The organism is Acinetobacter silvestris, assembly GCF_002135235.1.
GTDB lineage: Bacteria > Pseudomonadota > Gammaproteobacteria > Pseudomonadales > Moraxellaceae > Acinetobacter > Acinetobacter silvestris.
On sequence record NZ_NEGB01000002.1, the window covers coordinates 564,939 to 582,497 of the forward strand.

16 protein-coding genes are annotated in these 17,559 nt (G+C 37.3%); 6 read left to right on the forward strand and 10 right to left on the reverse strand.

The window, feature by feature from the left end; translation table 11 throughout:
• Nucleotides 1-4: 4 nt before the first annotated feature.
• Together B9T28_RS05895 and B9T28_RS05900 are read left to right on the forward strand one after the other, a co-directional pair.
• The gene (locus B9T28_RS05895; RefSeq protein WP_086203001.1) at nt 5-361 is read left to right on the forward strand and encodes a YbjQ family protein; all 357 of its coding nucleotides are present in this window, start codon (nt 5-7) and stop codon (nt 359-361) included.
• Nucleotides 362-363: 2 nt separating this feature from the next.
• Complete coding sequence (locus tag B9T28_RS05900) at nt 364-804, forward strand: YbjQ family protein (protein ID WP_086203002.1); 441 nt, start codon at nt 364-366, stop codon at nt 802-804.
• Nucleotides 805-854: 50 nt separating this feature from the next.
• On the opposite strand, the gene B9T28_RS05905 is transcribed toward B9T28_RS05900, so the two are convergent.
• The 3 genes from B9T28_RS05905 to B9T28_RS05915 are packed head-to-tail and all read right to left on the reverse strand — an operon-like array spanning nt 855 to nt 3,065.
• Nucleotides 855-1,556, reverse strand: a complete 702-nt coding sequence (locus tag B9T28_RS05905) for a Dph6-related ATP pyrophosphatase (protein ID WP_086203003.1) — start codon at nt 1,554-1,556, stop codon at nt 855-857.
• Between the two features lie 3 nt (nt 1,557-1,559).
• A complete protein-coding gene (locus B9T28_RS05910; protein WP_086203004.1) occupies nt 1,560-2,366 on the reverse strand; it encodes an SDR family oxidoreductase in 807 nt (268 codons plus the stop codon).
• A gap of 36 nt (nt 2,367-2,402) precedes the next feature.
• Nucleotides 2,403-3,065 carry a hypothetical protein gene (locus tag B9T28_RS05915; RefSeq protein ID WP_086203005.1) on the reverse strand — a complete coding sequence of 221 codons (663 nt, stop codon included), beginning with the start codon at nt 3,063-3,065 and terminating at the stop codon, nt 2,403-2,405.
• A gap of 263 nt (nt 3,066-3,328) precedes the next feature.
• Between B9T28_RS05915 and B9T28_RS05920 the strand changes: the two genes are divergently transcribed.
• Nucleotides 3,329-6,424 carry a valine--tRNA ligase gene (locus tag B9T28_RS05920; RefSeq protein ID WP_086203006.1) on the forward strand — a complete coding sequence of 1,032 codons (3,096 nt, stop codon included), beginning with the start codon at nt 3,329-3,331 and terminating at the stop codon, nt 6,422-6,424.
• A gap of 59 nt (nt 6,425-6,483) precedes the next feature.
• On the opposite strand, the gene B9T28_RS05925 is transcribed toward B9T28_RS05920, so the two are convergent.
• From B9T28_RS05925 to B9T28_RS05935, 3 genes are all read right to left on the reverse strand, one after another.
• Nucleotides 6,484-7,656, reverse strand: a complete 1,173-nt coding sequence (locus B9T28_RS05925; RefSeq protein WP_086203057.1) for a hypothetical protein — start codon at nt 7,654-7,656, stop codon at nt 6,484-6,486.
• Nucleotides 7,657-7,737: 81 nt separating this feature from the next.
• Nucleotides 7,738-8,097, reverse strand: coding sequence for an endonuclease domain-containing protein (locus tag B9T28_RS05930; protein ID WP_086203007.1), 360 nt, complete (start codon nt 8,095-8,097; stop codon nt 7,738-7,740).
• Between the two features lie 208 nt (nt 8,098-8,305).
• Complete coding sequence (locus tag B9T28_RS05935) at nt 8,306-9,355, reverse strand: molecular chaperone DnaJ (protein WP_086203008.1); 1,050 nt, start codon at nt 9,353-9,355, stop codon at nt 8,306-8,308.
• A 176-nt stretch (nt 9,356-9,531) separates the two neighbouring features.
• On the opposite strand from B9T28_RS05935, the gene B9T28_RS05940 reads away from it, so the two are divergent.
• A complete protein-coding gene (locus B9T28_RS05940) occupies nt 9,532-10,068 on the forward strand; it encodes a hypothetical protein (RefSeq protein WP_086203009.1) in 537 nt (178 codons plus the stop codon).
• Nucleotides 10,069-10,094: 26 nt separating this feature from the next.
• Here B9T28_RS05940 and B9T28_RS05945 read toward each other — a convergent pair whose 3' ends face one another.
• Nucleotides 10,095-11,012 (reverse strand): AEC family transporter, encoded by a 918-nt coding sequence (locus tag B9T28_RS05945; protein WP_086203010.1) that lies wholly within the window; start codon nt 11,010-11,012, stop codon nt 10,095-10,097.
• Between the two features lie 507 nt (nt 11,013-11,519).
• Between B9T28_RS05945 and B9T28_RS05950 the strand changes: the two genes are divergently transcribed.
• A complete protein-coding gene (locus B9T28_RS05950) occupies nt 11,520-12,707 on the forward strand; it encodes an ammonium transporter (RefSeq protein WP_086203011.1) in 1,188 nt (395 codons plus the stop codon).
• Nucleotides 12,708-12,891: 184 nt separating this feature from the next.
• The gene (locus B9T28_RS05955; protein ID WP_086203012.1) at nt 12,892-13,602 is read left to right on the forward strand and encodes a phosphatase PAP2 family protein; all 711 of its coding nucleotides are present in this window, start codon (nt 12,892-12,894) and stop codon (nt 13,600-13,602) included.
• Nucleotides 13,603-13,762: 160 nt separating this feature from the next.
• On the opposite strand, the gene B9T28_RS05960 is transcribed toward B9T28_RS05955, so the two are convergent.
• The 3 genes from B9T28_RS05960 to B9T28_RS05970 are packed head-to-tail and all read right to left on the reverse strand — an operon-like array spanning nt 13,763 to nt 17,462.
• On the reverse strand, nt 13,763-15,088 hold the full coding sequence (locus B9T28_RS05960) for an ATP-binding protein (protein WP_086203013.1): 1,326 nt from the start codon (nt 15,086-15,088) through the stop codon (nt 13,763-13,765).
• A gap of 5 nt (nt 15,089-15,093) precedes the next feature.
• Complete coding sequence (locus tag B9T28_RS05965) at nt 15,094-15,783, reverse strand: response regulator transcription factor (protein ID WP_086203014.1); 690 nt, start codon at nt 15,781-15,783, stop codon at nt 15,094-15,096.
• Nucleotides 15,784-15,800: 17 nt separating this feature from the next.
• Nucleotides 15,801-17,462, reverse strand: a complete 1,662-nt coding sequence (locus B9T28_RS05970; RefSeq protein ID WP_086203015.1) for a phosphoethanolamine transferase — start codon at nt 17,460-17,462, stop codon at nt 15,801-15,803.
• Between the last annotated feature and the right edge of the window lie 97 nt (nt 17,463-17,559).

Below are 17,559 nucleotides of genomic sequence, written 5' to 3' on the forward strand. Positions count from 1 at the left end.
CCTTATGCAATTAAGTAATCTAGAAAGTGTTCCAGGTCATCACATCATTAAACAATTAGATGTTGTTTATGGCAGCACTGTGCGGAGCAAACATGTTGGACGTGACCTCATGGCCAGTTTAAAAAATATTGTGGGTGGTGAATTAACCGGTTATACCGAACTTTTAGAAGAATCTCGTCAAGAAGCGATGGATCGGATGATTGTAAAAGCACGCAGTTTAGGTGCCAATGCCATTGTGGGTATTCGCTTTTCAACGTCGAATATTGCACAAGGTGCATCTGAATTGTTTGTCTATGGCACTGCTGTTGTTATAGAAACAAATACGCCTAAATTAGCTGATCCCTTTACGGCACACGTTTAATTATGGATGGCTTAATTTTTAAAATCATCCTAACCAGCATCCTTTTTACAATCGGTTGGGGCTTTGGCCGACATATTGAGCGTAAGCATTTTAAAGAACTTGAAGAACAAGAACGTAAACTTGCTTATATTCGTATAGATACCAATAAATTCCAAACCTCAGATTCTCAAGGACAATTGATCAGTAGTAATGTGGTCATTTCACATGACTACTTTAAATATATTATTGCCAATATTCAGAATTTCTTTGGTGGACGCTTAACTGCCTATGAAAGTGTCGTGGATCGAGCACGTCGAGAAGCCATGGTTCGCCTAAAACTGGAAGCTGAAAAAATAGGGGCGACTCACATTATGGGGCTCAGACTCAGTACGACTGAACTTGGTATGCAAGGCGGTATGGTTGAAGTTTTTGCCTATGGTACAGCCATCCTCAACCCACATTAAAATTGAAAATACATGTCCTGAGCATTATAAAATGACAGGACATAAAACACTTACTGCTCAAAAATAGCTTGCCAATAGTGATAGGTCATTTCTTCACCACCATCTAATTTAAACTCATAAAACATCTTTTTAGTTTCAATAATATTGAAATCAACTGAATGTTGAAATGGTCCACCCGCATAAGAAAACGTATGATATTCACCATTTTCACCACAAATATCAACTTCAGCTGGCATTAAATCAATCACTGCCGAACCAATGTCCTGTCCAATAAAAGTTGCATCGAGTTTACTGGCATCCGTCACGATAATTTTGGTTTTTATACCTGAAGCGAAGAAATCTTGTATGACTTCAGTTGAATTTTGATTCCACAAAGGCTCAACCACTTCTATTCCCAATGGATGTAATCTATCTTCGCGATACTTACGCACATCGGTTAAATAAATATCACCAAAAATAAAATGCGCTACACCCTGCGCTTTAAAGTGATTCGCTGCATCTAACATTCGTTGCTCATAGATATCAAGATCTTGAGGCAAAAATACGGGATACAGCGGAATACCAATACTCTCTGCTTGCTTCACCACCAATGCATGAGGAATCGCATGCATTGAAGATAATTTTGTTTCTTCATTTACCGTGGTTAATAATGCAACTACTTCAAATTGATTTTGCTGTAAAATTTTATACAGTGCTAAAGCTGAATCTTTACCACCACTCCAGTTAAATACGGCTTTCTTACGGATATCCACTGATCATTTAACTCGCATTTTTCGGATCATTTTATATAGCGTTCGTGGTGAAAGACGAGAAACAAAAACGCCTAATTTCTCTTTCGCTCCACCAACCACAATATATTCTTCGCCACTCATTAAAGCTTTAATACTTTGCGTTGCAAATTCATCTGCATCTAAGCCATTGGCAGTCGCTTCATTATCATGCCCTTGCGCTTTGCCATCACCATTTAAAGCATTAATAGAGACATTGGTTTTCACGAAACCAGGGAATATCACGGAAACATCGATCCCATCCTGAGCAACTTCAGCACGTAAACTATTCGCCCACATGTGAATTGCCGCTTTCGCAGCAGAATAAGACGCGCGATATTGAGTTCCCAATAAACCAGCTACGCTAGACACAAAAACAATACGCCCCGATTTTTGCTTTAAAAAGGTCGGCAAGACTGTTTTAGTGAGAAAAACTTGAGAAAAATAGTCAACTTCCATAATGGCACGTTCGGTCTGCATGGTTGTTTCGCTAATTAATGCACGTTGACTTAAACCCGCATTATTAATCAGCCAATCGATACGTCCTTTTTTCGCTAATACTTGCTCATAAGCATGACGAACTTGAGACTCATCAGTAATGTCCATCGCAATTGAGATGTGATGATCAGGATGCAACAATCCCACTCGGACATTTTCCAATTCATCAAAGCGACGCGCACTCAAAATAATCTGTGCACCTTGCAAAGCACATTCTTGTGCCAATGCTTTGCCCAAGCCTGAAGATGCTCCAGTAATCCAAACAACTTTATTGTCTAAGCTATCCAAATTCGCCATTTTGCTTTCCTTATTGATTTAGAATGAATTTTAACTTCAATTTTTAGGCTCAGCATTTAAAAAATTTAAAAAATGCTCAAAAAACTGACTTAGCGTTTTTGCATCATACATCGTACCTAATTTATCAAAGCGCTTATAACCCAATTGTGTCGTCACATTAATCACGCCATTTAAGGTTTTATCCACCACTAAATTGAATTTTAACATTTTTTTAGGTTCACGAATTAGGCTCGTCACCCCTTGATCAACCACTTGTGTAAATGCTTTGAGCGCGGGAATAATATATTGATCTCGCTCTTGTTTAATATGTTCAACATGTCCCAATAACTCGGTAATTAAATGATGATCAACTTGATAGGTTAAATAATTTTGCCCATCTTTGACCTCAATCAAATTTTCCAAATAATTCACCATCGGGATTAAACGCTCATTGCCAAAGAATGAGACTGACCAAGGCATATATTTACGCAAGGTATCTAAAATCTGCCCCAATACTTTTTCTGATTCTTTATCACCAGAACTGGATAAAGTGACCATCTGACCAAAAACTTGATCAATCACTTCACAAGCAATATCTGCTAAATTTTCACCTAAAGGCTTGGCTAAATTGTTTTTTTCACCGGCATTGAGTTGCGTATAAATCTCTTGGAATTGCTGATAAGTTTCTGGCTTTAATTTTAGAGCAATCGTATGTGGCATATTTTTTCCCTGTATATAAATTATGCTTTAATCTAATTGTTTTCCTCACAATATTATCAAAGCTGAATGCAATTAACATTGCCTTTTTGACAGATATGCTACGACATAATTCCTAAAATTGGCACGATAAACATACTGAAGGTGAAAGGTGCAACTTCCATAGAAAAATTTGAAAAAATAAGACCACAATACGAAGCAACAAAGCTTTAAATATTTTGCTACAATAGATCTAATTTTTTACTCACTTTTGATCTGTTTTTACTATGACTGATTCTGCGCAAAATATTGCTACGACCTACGATCCAACCGAGATCGAGAAAAAATGGTACAAGACTTGGGAAGACAATGGCTACTTCAAGCCATCTCAAAAAGGCGACTCATTCTGTATCATGATTCCGCCGCCAAACGTCACTGGTAGCTTGCACATGGGTCATGGTTTTAACAATGCCATTATGGATGCCTTGACGCGCTATAACCGTATGTCGGGTAAAAATACCTTATGGCAACCGGGGACAGACCACGCAGGTATTGCAACGCAAATGGTGGTTGAACGCCAATTGGCTGCGCAAGACATTAGCCGCCATGACCTTGGTCGTGAAAAGTTCATCGACAAAATCTGGGAATGGAAAGAACAATCAGGTAATAACATTACCAACCAGATTCGTCGCTTAGGTTCATCTGTAGACTGGTCACGTGAACGCTTTACTATGGATGATGGCTTATCCAATGCAGTGAAAGAAGTGTTCGTTCGTTTGCATAAAGACGGTTTAATTTACCGCGGTAAACGTTTGGTGAACTGGGATCCTAAATTACAAACGGCCCTGTCTGACTTAGAAGTTGAATCAATAGAAGAAAAAGGTTCACTTTGGCATTTCAAATATTTCTTTGAAGATAAGTCACTTCGCACCAAAAATGACAAGGACTATTTAGTTGTTGCAACAACACGTCCTGAAACAATATTTGGTGATGTAGCCGTTGCTGTACATCCTGAAGATGATCGCTATAAACATTTAATTGGGCAAATGATCAAACTTCCTTTTACAGGTCGTCTAATTCCTATTATTGCTGATGATGTTCACGTGGATAAAGAATTCGGTACAGGATGTGTAAAAATCACTCCTGCGCATGACTTCAATGACTATGAAGTTTGGAAACGCTTCTCAGATAAGGCTGATAATGGACAACAAGCTTTAATCAACATTTTGAATAAAAATGCCCATTTATTATCTATGTCTGATGTTAATACTTTAGAAGATATTCTGTCAGCTTATCTACGTGGAATGGTTTTTGACCGCCCTTTAACATTCCAATTATTAAAAAATACTGAATACCCACAAAACGACTACGAAGCCCCTCTCCCATCTGCAACAGAATTTTCAAAACTACATGAAAAACGAAAATCTATTTTTAAAGATAAAAATATCTTTAAAAATATTTTAAATCAGATTATTCCTGAAGAGTATCAGGGTCTAGAGCGTTTTGCAGCACGTAAAAAATTGGTTGAACAAGCGGAAGCTGAAGGCTGGTTAGAACAAATTCTACCACATGATCTTAAAGCACCACGCGGTGACCGTTCAGGCGTGATCGTTGAGCCGTTATTGACCGATCAATGGTATGTAAAAATTGCGCCATTGGCTGAGCCTGCAATTAAAGCTGTGAAAGATGGCGACATTAAATTTGTACCTGAGCAATACAGCAACATGTACATGGCTTGGATGAACAACATTCAAGACTGGTGTATTTCTCGTCAATTGTGGTGGGGTCACCGTATTCCAGCTTGGTACGATGTAGATGGCAACGTTTATGTCGGTCGTAATGAAGCTGAAGTGCGCGAAGAAAATGGCATTGCTGCTGATGTTCAACTCACCCAAGACGAAGATGTTTTGGATACATGGTTCTCTTCAGGTTTGTGGACATTCTCAACTTTAGGTTGGACAGGCGACGCGAAGAAAGATGCGGAAAACTATTTCCTCAATACTTTCCACCCAACCGATGTATTGGTCACTGGTTTTGACATCATCTTCTTCTGGGTTGCCCGCATGATCATGATGACCATGCACTTCATGAAAAATGAAGACGGCACGCCACAAGTTCCATTTAAGACTGTGTATGTACATGGCTTGGTACGTGATGGCGAAGGTCAGAAAATGTCTAAATCAAAAGGCAACGTGCTTGATCCTTTAGACCTTATTGACGGTGTAGATTTAGAAACTTTGGTACAAAAACGTACCACAGGACTCATGAACCCGAAACAAGCTGCGAAGATTGAAAAATCAACGCGTAAAGAATTCCCAGAAGGTATTCAAGCTTACGGTACAGATGCGGTTCGTTTCACTTTCTGTGCACTTGCCAACACGGGTCGTGACATTAAATTCGACATGAAACGTGTTGAAGGCTACCGTAACTTCTGTAACAAAATTTGGAATGGTACACGTTTCGTTCTGATGAATGTTGAAGGTCAAACGGTGGGGCAAACGGCTCGTCCTGATCTTTGGGAATTGCCTGAACAATGGATCGTGAGCCGTTTACAAAAAGCGGAAGCTGCGGTTCAACAAGCCTTTGCGACTTATCGTTTAGACTTGGCTGCACAAGCGATTTACGAATTCATTTGGAATGAATACTGTGACTGGTATGTAGAGCTAACCAAGCCAGTTTTAAATGATGAAAATGTGGCTGAAGAGCGTAAAGCGGAAGTTCGTCGTGTACTTCTTGCAGTGATGGAAGCATCGTTACGTCTTGCTCACCCAATCATGCCATACTTGACCGAAGAAATTTGGCAAACCCTTGCACCAATGATTGGTTTGGGTGCCAAAGTCGGTCAAAGTACCATTATGACTGCGGCTTACCCTGTTGCTGACCCAGCGAAAATCAATGATCAAGCTGAAGCAGATATGCAATGGTTGCAAGGTTTAATTGGTGCGGTACGTAATATTCGTGGTGAAATGGGCTTAGGTAATGCACGTTTATTGCCTGTGTTACTGCAAAACACCACTGATGCTGAAAAAGCACAGATTGCCCGTATTGAACCATTGGTTAAAGCATTGGCTAAAGTTGAAAGCATTACTTTCTTGACGGATGCTGAACAACCACCATTGTCTTCATCAAGCGTAGTAGGTCATGTGTCTGTATTTGTTCCAATGAAAGGTTTAATTGACCCGAAAGCGGAATTGAGTCGTTTACAGAAAGACTTCGACAAAGTTCAAAAACAGCATGACCAAATTGCAGGAAAACTTTCAAATGAAGGTTTTGTGGCGAAAGCACCTGTTGCTGTGGTTGAAGGTGAGAAAGTGAAGCTTGCTGAATTTGCAGATCAGTTAGTGAAGATTCAAGCGAATATGGATCAGATTGCGGCGCTTTAATGTGTTGCTAGTTTGATGTAGTTTGTGTATAAAGGGCTGATTATTCAGCCCTTTATTTCTTATTTGGTAAATCCTCTCATATCAACTAGATAAGGTGAAAATAAAATACCTACCCTTTTTGTTTCCTCATTAAAGCCTAATCTAGATGTTTCTAAAAGATGTTCTATTTGTTCTTTAATATTCTCATTTAATTTACTTAAAATATAACTTATGAAATTTTTCACAACTTCATATTCACCATGAATTGATTCAATATTCATAGTACGAATGGATACACCTATACTTTTTTCCCAAAAATCTTCATATTCATCAAAAATAGGCATTTTTTTATCAAAATATACATTTCCAAATGCCTGCTTATTGATATTTACATTACCATGAAGAAGATCATTTCTTTCATTCATCAAAGTATGAAACTTTTTACATTCCTCTGTTGTATAATCAACACTGGATGAAAATCCATTACAATTTAAATGCAATGATTGAACTCTAATATCTATAGGCTGTCTAAGAGTAGTTTGATAGAGTCTGTCATTTGATTTAATTTCAGGCCTAGCTAATATAAATAATAAAAAATTTACAAAAGATTCTGCCATAACAGGCAACATGGCTCTTAAACCAAAAACTTGCCCAACTGCAAAATCATATTTTTGAAGTGTTTGTGTCCACCTTTCTTTTACTTCCTCAAACTCCAATTGATTTTGAGTGATCTTTAAATCGATACGGTCTTGCTCTAAGTTTAAATTCAGCTCATTTAACTTTATAAAACTTTGTTCAATCGTAGACTTAATACGATAATACGGATTAATAAATTCAGTCCATTTTTCTAAGGACTTTTTAGTTATAGATATACCTTGTCCATAATTTTTAAAATCTGCTTTAATTTGGCTAATGAAGTCGAACTTATTTAGTCCAGACTCGATAACTTCACCACTAACATGTATTTCTGTTCTGAAATTATGTCCTTGAATATGAACTAATCCTTTAGGGGAATCTAACATCCAATCCCAATGAATTAAATTATCTGAATCGTCATTTTTTAATATTGTTAAAATTCCATTAGGGTCACCGTATTTTGCTGATAAATAGCAAAATAAATCAATTGGTTTGATCTCGTTTGTAATTTCCCAAATTTCGCCTTTTTTTGAGCTGCTATTTAACTTTTTTTTATCCAAAAGTTCTAAAATTTCTTTAGGACTAAGGTCTTTCAACTCCAAGAAAAAAATTTCCATTTTTATCAACGCAACATAATTTTTTATGATAATACACTTGCTTATCATCTAAAGGTTATCAAAATATTTCAAATAATTTGTTTATAATTCAGAGCATATATTCCACAAATCCTCCAACACCACATCCGTCTGCCCCAATACATCATGATTCCAATACCGTACCACTTTTAAATCCAAAGCCTCTAAAAAGTGAGTCCGTTCAGCATCATATGCTTTTCCATCTTCAGTATTGTGCTGACCGCCATCCAACTCAATCACTAAACCAATTTCATGACAGTAAAAATCCACAATATAAGGTTTGATCACATGCTGACGGCGAAATTTTAGATTCATAAAACGTTTGGCGCGAAATAACTGCCACATTAAAGTTTCTGCATCAGTAGCATTGGTACGCATAGATTTGGCGAAAATTAAGAGTTGGGGATCGAGTTTATTATTCATTGGGATTTAATTTTTTATTTTTGATAATTATAGCAAATTTCCCTCACCCTAGCCCTCTCCCAAAGGGAGAGGGAACTTTCATTGTGGATCTAATTTTTATTATCAAACTTCATAATAATTTTATAGCTAAGGTTATAGCCTAAATAAAATCTGTAATGGATTTTCCCTCTCCTTTTAGGAGAGGGTCAGGGAGAGGTGCTTTTAAAAATTATAAAACTCCATGCTCCAACAACATCTCCAACTCTTTCACCTTCCCCATATACTTCAACCGTTCTTTTTCCCATTTCACTTGCTGTTTTAAAGCCGAAGTATCTGCATCAATCTGCTTATATAAATCACTAATTTGGAACTTACCTTTCAATTTTTTTACCGTAATTTTCGCACTTTCAGACCAAACCAATGTATCAATTAAATTATCTATTTCACTTTGTAATTTCTGACTTTGTGCATCCAGCGCCAATTTATAAAACTTCACTTGATCCGCAGTTAAACCCTTTTTCGACACACTTTGATTCTGCTCTATCTGTATTTGCAGCTTTAGTAAATAAAATAAATCCTGCTGTTCATAAGCGGTATTGGCTTGTTGCAACAGTTCTGTTTTTTCAACTTTCTTGCTTTCATCTTGCTCACGGTCAGGGTGGATGATGGATGCAATTTTTAAATACACGGTTTTTAAAGATTGTGTTGTGAGCTTTTCAGCTTGAACCTGTTTTTCTTGCTGACGTTTGAGTTTGGCTTGTGCGCGGGCTTGGCGATATGACTCGGTGCTCCATTCCTCTACATCATCAAACTCTGTTTCATCTGTATAAGTTTTGCCATTAAAAAAACCTTCAGCATCTGATATTTTTTTCTTTTTGCTTTTCTTGTTTTGTGCATATTCAGCAGATTGTAAATAGTAAATATATAGCTCATTCACCTTCTTCAACTGTTGTTGATTCAATAATTTAGAATCTTGCAGCATTTTTGCTAAGGCATAAATTTTATCATCTAACTGCCTAACATCGACTTTATTCAATTCATAATTGCTTAGACCATTCCATAACTGTTCCAACTGATCAAACAACACTTGATGCAATTCAGTGTATACGGGCATGAATGTCTTCTGTGTATATTGCTGAATCTCATCTTTGGCTTTTTGCCACATTTCGAGTTGGATTTTTTGCTGTTCAATTTGCTCAATCAGCCGATTTAGCTTTTTTTGTTGTGATGATAAATTTTGCGAATCTTGCTGCACACTGAGTTTTAAATCGAACGACATAGAAAAATAAGCAAAAGGAAAACGATCTCAATAATAACATTCCAGCAGCACAAAGCTAATGATGCTTTTATAACGTAACTGCAAAGCTTTGTTAGAATTAAGAAAGTTATCCTTCATTAAACTACCAATCCAACATAGACTAGACTCAGTACAACAAAAACAACCATGAGGAAAATATGGCACTTACACAAGCCAATCTTATTTTTAATCAGGAACTTGCTGCTTGGGTACAAGCCCTTGGTTCAGTTATTGCCATCTTTGTCGCCGTTGCGGTTCCCCTGCATTTTGACCGCAAACAACGCTTATATGAACAGCAAACTCTGGAAAACCAAAAACAAAAGTTTTTTATTACCCTATTGCCTACACTTTACCAACTTCGCAATAGCACTTTCACATTCCTTCAGCAATTTCAGCATCAGCAAAAAAGCGAAATAGATGCGATTAAAACTTTAGAATCTGAATACCTAAACTTGATACCAGTCTTTGCCAAAGAACTGCACATTTTTGTGCATAGTAATATTTACGATGAACAACTCAACCAACTGGCTTTTGAACTTTTTCATTCTGAAGAAATTTTATCACAACATTTACGTCTGCCTTCAGAACAAAAATGGATCGAGCATCAACAGAATTTAATTCAGCATGCGCAGCAAATTGACCAGTTCACCTCACAAATCATTCAAAAAATTGAAACCAATTATTCCGTAACCTAACAGAGTGTTCGCTTCTAGGCGTTACGTTAAATAATAAAGTAAATAATAAAGTAAATAATAAAGGGTAAAGTCAGCGCAGAACATAAAGTTTGTAAGCTAATCACGCCTGCCATCAATTGACTATCACCAGCTAAAACTTTCGTTAGAATATAAGCTGCCGAAGCCGTAGGTAAAGCAAAAAACACCACCAAAACTTGTGTTTCTAAAACCGATAAATTCAGCATCTTACAAATCAAAAATGCCAAAGCAGGTACAATCAGCAAGCGACCAAAGGTATTTAAAAACAATATCATGGCATCCTGTTTGAAGGCCATAAACTGCAAGGCGGCACCGACACAGAGTAAACCTAAAGGCAAACTACAGATCGCCAACTGCTTAAGCAAACTTTCCAAACCAGCCCATAATGAAAAACCAAGAACATTAAATAATATACCGATGACACAAGATAAAATTAATGGGTTTTTAACCAAAGAGAAAACAACGGAGCGGAAAACCATCCCTTCACTTTTCATCAAAGATAAGACCGATAGAATATTGACCACAGGGATAGCAATACTTAAGGTAATGGCTAAAATCGTCATGCCTTGTGTATGAAAAAGTGCAGCAACAACAGCAAGTCCCATATAGGTATTAAAACGCACCATACTTTGCATATACACACCAAAACGTGCTGATACCGTTTTATAAATCAAGCGCAGCCCATATAAAGCGATACATATAAGACTGAGAACGATAGCTAAAACCACAACAATGGTTTTAACAATATTCAGCTCTAAAGTTGCAGTCGCAAGGTTCCCAAACAACATGGCAGGGAAAAGAATATAGTAGTTAAGTTTCTCTGCACCAGCCCAAAAACCATCACTCAAAAAGTGTAATCTTTTAAAAAGATAGCCCGTGGCAATTAAAGTAATCAGCGGAAATAACGACAGTAAAATACTATACATAACAAAATTGACCCATCACTCTACTGTTGATTAAGGAAATCACCGATTTTTAATATGCCAGATAAAAGCAAAACTTCATTTATGAGTAGAGCTTAATTCAAAATGATCTGCTATTCACATTAATCATTCTGAGCTATTTAAACTAGCCTATAAAACACATCATTGTTTAGAATATTGTCTTTCCTTACATCGTACCAATCTATATTTTTGTAAAAACCTAACCTCAATATTCAGCTCTGCATTTTTATAGATTCCATCATTTCAGCACCCTCTATTTTAAATTTTAAAATAATTTATATTTTTCAATGAATTAAAAATTGACGTGAATTTTCATTTTGCCCAAGTACAGTGCACAAAATCCAATTTGGTGCATCAGTTTGTTTTATATCGAGTCTTGCACATTTTTAGAATGTGTTAATCATTTTTTTCATCTGACCAAATACTTCACGCCACAAAATGTATGGTTATACTGGTACGGAAGTGACATCGAGCAGCAATAGAATCGCCATGCAAAATACTGATTTACTCTTTCTTCTTCTCGGTGCAATCCTCGTATTGGCAATGCATGCCGGTTTTGCTTTTTTAGAACTTGGGACTGTACGCCATAAAAACCAAGTCAATGCACTCAGTAAGATTTTGACTGATTTTTCTATTTCAGCCATCGCCTATTTTTTTATAGGTTATTACATTGCCTATGGACAGCATTTCTTCCATTTAGGTACGACTTTAGCCAGTGAACATGGCTATAACCTAATGCGCTGTTTCTTCCTGCTCACCTTTGCTGCGGCAATTCCTGCGATTATTTCAGGGGGAATTGCGGAACGTGCCAAAATGCGGACTCAAGCCATTGCAACTTTGTTTCTGGTGGCTTTGGTTTATCCATTCTTTGAAGGTATTGCATGGAATGGCAACCTTGGCTTACAAGCTTGGTTAAATCATACCTTCGGTGCAAGTTTTCATGACTTCGCCGGTTCTGTGGTCGTGCATGCCATGGGAGGCTGGATGGCATTGGCTGCTGTGCTATTACTCGGTGCTCGGCATGGTCGCTACAAAAAAGATGGTCGTGTTAGTGCCCATCCACCTTCTTCTATTCCCTTCTTAGCGCTGGGTTCTTGGATATTAATTGTTGGGTGGTTTGGCTTTAATGTCATGAGTGCGCAGCGACTAGATGCTATTTCAGGGCTCGTTGCGATCAATTCACTCATGGCGATGGTCGGTGGTACCCTTGCTGCCAATTTTTTTGGTAAAGAGGATCCGGGCTTCTTACACAATGGCCCACTGGCAGGTCTAGTCGCCATTTGTGCAGGCTCGGACATTGTACACCCTGTTGGCGCACTCATTATTGGTGTATGTGCAGGCTTCTTATTTGTTAAATTATTCACCTATACTCAAAACAAACTTAAAATTGATGATGTCCTTGGTGTATGGCCTTTGCATGGCGTTGGTGGTACTTTCGGTGGAATTGCTGTCGGAATATTTGGACAACATTGGATGGGGGGCTTAGGTGGTGTTTCTATGATGGCACAAATCATTGGAACCATGCTCGCCATCATCATTGCATTAAGTGGTGGTTTTTTGGTGTATGGTCTTTTAAAACTTACAATGGGCATTCGTTTAACCCAAGAAGAAGAATTCCGTGGTGCAGATTTATCCATCCATAAGATTTCTGCAAATTCGGAAGATGCAATTTTCTAAATATGCATATTGCTCATAAGTAAAGTGTAGCGGCTCAAATCGAGTCGCTGTCACATTTTGCTTTAATTCTTTAAATAATATTGATGATGACTAGTATTTTTTAAATATTGCTTTTAAGGCATATTTAAGGTTAATTTATTGTAATAGCTATAAATTTTAATTAACACATTTCTGTAATCTGATTATGCTAACATCTAATTTTAAAAAGTTCTTTTTGAGCAATGTATTAGCTCTTGCATTCACTATGCTGATTCTCATCTTTTATTTTCCAGTGGGTGGTGCAATTGATATGCACTTAATCCAACCCTTTATCGATGCATCTGGAAGTTTTCCATATCGAGATAATTGGTATTTAGTTCACATCAATCATAAAATTTTTAAAAATATTCTCATCGCTGTTTATCTTGCATTTTTAATCCTATGGTTAGCTTCATTTAAAATACAACGATTAAAAACAAAGCGCTGGCTCTATGGTTATATGTTTTTCGTTTGTATCTTATCGACCTCAGTCATCGGAATCTTAAAGTCACAGTCTGCACATGCATGTCCATGGGAGATGACGCAACCCACAACACTCGGCTATATTTGGAATTTTTCAGCCACGAATGGACATTGCTTTCCCGGTGGGCATGCCAGTACAGGCTTTGCTTTATTAACGGGTTTCTTTGTCTATCGCTTGGTACAACCAAAACTGGCTTATGCCTTTTTAGGTTTAGGTTTAGTGATTGGTTTTATTTTAGGATGGGGACAAATGATGCGGGGTGCCCACTTTCTCAGTCATAATCTATGGACAGGTTGGATTATTTTTGCATTTAACTTACTGCTCTATTGTTGTTTTTATAAAAAGTTTAAAGAGAATGCTCAAAATCTTGAAAGTAACGTTCCATCCGCATAGATTTTTTCTAAAGCTGCTTTAACGTTCTCAGGTTACTTAGATATATTTAATTTAAAAGTAACATCAAAAGTCGATCTAGATAGGTTTTTTAAAGACTCCTATGAGATCGACTTTATGTATTTTATTCGGACTCTCAATTTATCAAAATCAAGTACAAACGTTATGCATGATGATAAATTTTAGGAAGTTTAACCAATACACTTAAACCACCCAACTCACTACTTTGATCAAAGCTTAATTGACCACCCAACTGCTGAGTGGCTTTATCCACAATAGATAAGCCTAAACCGCTGCCCACTTCCAAATGATGATAAATACGATAAAAACGCTTGAGCACCTTATCATACATTTCTGCATCTATACCCGGCCCACTGTCTTCAATCTGTACATACGCATTATTCTCGACATCTTCAAATACCGAAATATTAATAATCCCCGAAGGTGGCGTATATTTGATCGCATTATCAATCAGGTTAAAGATAATAGAATGAATCGATTGCTCGATACTTTGCATTTCAATCAATTCATTGCGTTCAAAACCGAGATCAATCTCTTTTTCCATGGCGAGGTTCATCAATTGCTCAACACAATTCAACGCCACATCATTCAACTTAAACTTGGTAATTTGAATATCATGACTCAAGGTCGCATCTTGTTTAGCCAATGATAAAAGTTGCGAAACCAAATGCTGCATCCGCGCCAAACCTTTACTTAAATTGACCAAATTTTCCTCATCAGGAAATTGGCTCATTAAAATTTTAGTTTGTAAATTCAATGCAGTAATCGGAGTTCTTAATTCATGTGCTGCGTCCGCAACAAATTGCCGTTGTTCTTGTTGTGCTATTGAAATCCGCTCAAACAGATGATTCATCTCATTAATCGTGGGAACCAATTCTTCTGGATATTGCGTATTTTGGATAGCCAGTAACGAATTGGAATCACGCTGTGCCAGTTCAGATTTAAAATCATCCAACGGTTTTAAACTACGTCGAATAATATAAATCAGTCCAAACAATGCGAAAGGAATAATCATCAAATAGGGTAAAAACATGGTCACAGCAAATTCTAAAGCCAAATGCTGTCGAACTTTTTTCTGTTGGCTCACTTGAATTTGAAAATCTTTGGTCGGCAATACATAGGTGATCCAATCCCCATGTAGCGATTCTTGCGAATAAAAACCCGCCTTTTGTTTCGGTTCAACCAAAAGATGATGCTCATGTGTGACATCTGTTTTATCCGCATAAGCCCACACATCGACAAATAAGTCTTCCTCATGATAGCGTTTATGCTGATCAAAATTACTTTGCAAAGGCCGAGCATTTTGCGCAACACGTTCCGCTAAATATTCCATTTGTGCATCCAAAATTTCATTTATTTCTTCAAGAGAAATTTTGTATGCTGCCGTAATTAGAATACAGCCCAATATCACACTAAAAATAGAGGTGTAACGTATGAGCTTTCTTTTTAAGGAATAATGTGTGGTCATATGACTTATACTTTTTGTGCCTGCCCTAACCGATATCCCAAACCACGAATGGTTCGGATAATGTCTTTACCCAATTTAGTGCGAATATGATGCACATAAACTTCAATCGTATTGCTGTTGACTTCACTGTCAAAATCGTAAAGTTTATCTTCTAAATTTGACTTCGAGAAAATTTTGTTTGGATGGGTCATTAACGGAATAAGAATTGCCCATTCACGATTCGATAATTCAACTTGCTCACCTTTGAGTGTCGCAATATGTTGATCAACATCTAAAACCACATCCCCATTACGTAAAATACTCGACTCTTGCCCCTGTTGTTGGCTATTGCCTCCACTTACACGGCGTAATAAGGCATGAATACGTGCAACGAGCTCATCAAACTCATAGGGCTTAATCAGATAGTCATCCGCCCCAAGGTTTAATCCATCTACCCGATTCTGCAATTGGTCACGGGCTGAAATGATTAGCACTGGAATGGCAACTCTTTGCCGAATTTGTTTCAGCACTTGCATGCCATCCATCATCGGCAAACCCAAATCCAATAAAATCAAATCAAATGTGTTTTGCGTTAATTGTTTTAAACCATCTAGACCATTATTGACCCATTCAACTTCAAATTGATGAAATCTGAGTAACGTCATGGTGGACTCAGCAATCATAAAATCATCTTCAATCATTAAGATTTTAGTCATGGATTGATTTCCTCATCTCAACTATGCGGTACACATTGATGCAACATATTGTTATTTTGATCAATAACACCAGTTTGAATATCTAATAAGCTTAATAAACTTGGGAACAAATTATCCTGACTCAGGGTTTTAGTCTTTTGTTTTTCTAAACAATTGATCTGAGTCGCAGCATTATTTTTCCACGCATCTGAAAACCACATCATCATTGGAATATGGGTTTGTTGACTTGGTGCAATCCTATAAGGTGCGCCATGTAAATACATACCATGCTCACCAGTTGATTCACCATGATCAGATAAATACCAAAATGCAGTCCTATACTTCGGTTGATTCTTTAATGTTTCAATGACTAGATTTAAAATATGATCGGTATACACAATGGTATTATCATAAGAGTTAATTAAAGCTTGCGGTGTACAACCCTGAATTGCATTGGTGTCACAAGTCGGTTTAAAACGTTGGAATTCTGCAGGTGCACGTTTGTAATACGCTGGTCCATGGCTGCCCATTTGATGTAAAACAATCAAATGCGGTGTTTCATCATTTTTAGGAAGACTCTTAATATATTGGTCTAAGCTCTCGACTAAAACCTCATCTAAGCACTCACCATCCTTACACCATTTTTGTTTTAACGGTTCAGGAATAACAAACTGTTCCACACGGTCACAAGTACCTTTACAGCCTGAATTATTATCAATCCATGTGACTTTATAACCAGCACGCTTCGCAACATCGAGTAAGCCTTCGCGATGACTGGCCAATTGTTCATCATAATCTTTACGTGGCATACCTGAAAACATACAAGGTACAGAAACAGCCGTTGCCGTACCACAAGAGCTGACTTGACTAAAATTAACTAAGCCCGCTTGTTTCGATAATTCTGGATTGGTATTTTGGGCATAGCCATTTAAAGAAAAGCTTTCTGCACGAGCCGTTTCACCCACCACCAAAACCACCAATTTAGGTAAGTTCGAGGTTGGGGTTTGTGCAGCAATATGTGCATCTTCCCCATAAGAAACTAGGGGTAAATCTTTTTTAGGGGCTTTTTTATGATAATAGGAAAAGGTCGAAGCAATCGTATTTTGCGGAGAAATCATGCCTTTAAGCTCACGATGTTCACGGAAAATCGCAGCATAATCGACATAGAAGATAAATAATAAACTGGCAATAACTGCAAAAGAAGCAACAATACTGGCTAGTTTTTTGAGCATTGATTTGCCAATACTGTCAGGTTTAATTTTGACCCAAACAATTGCGACAATCGGCAAAACGACAAAACATAACGTCCAAATGAAAAATTGCGGTGAGAGTAAATCCACCACTTCCGATGGGTCTGTCTGCATCAGATTTTGGACTTGATCAGGCGAAATAACCACACCCAGTGAATTCACAAAATAAGCACTAAATCCACCAATAAACACCAACAGAATTGCGACTGCTTTACTGGTCCACTTCCATCCGAGTATATGTAAGATGAGATTATACAAAGCAATTAAAACACATGCCGTCGCGATTAAGAATAAATTAGCTTTAAGCCCTTGATATGGCGTAAGTGTTTGTACTTTTTTTAAAAAATCAAAATTAAGAATTAATCCGAGCCAAACTGCTAAAATAAAATGGAAGGCGGTTTGAGATAAAATAATTTCACGTTGTTTTATTCGCTGGATAAAATTTAGCATTACTCTAATTACATTGTTTTACAGACATTTTAACTTAATCTATCAAACTTAAATAGAGCTTAATACGACTAAACCCCAAAAATGTATCTTGTCATCA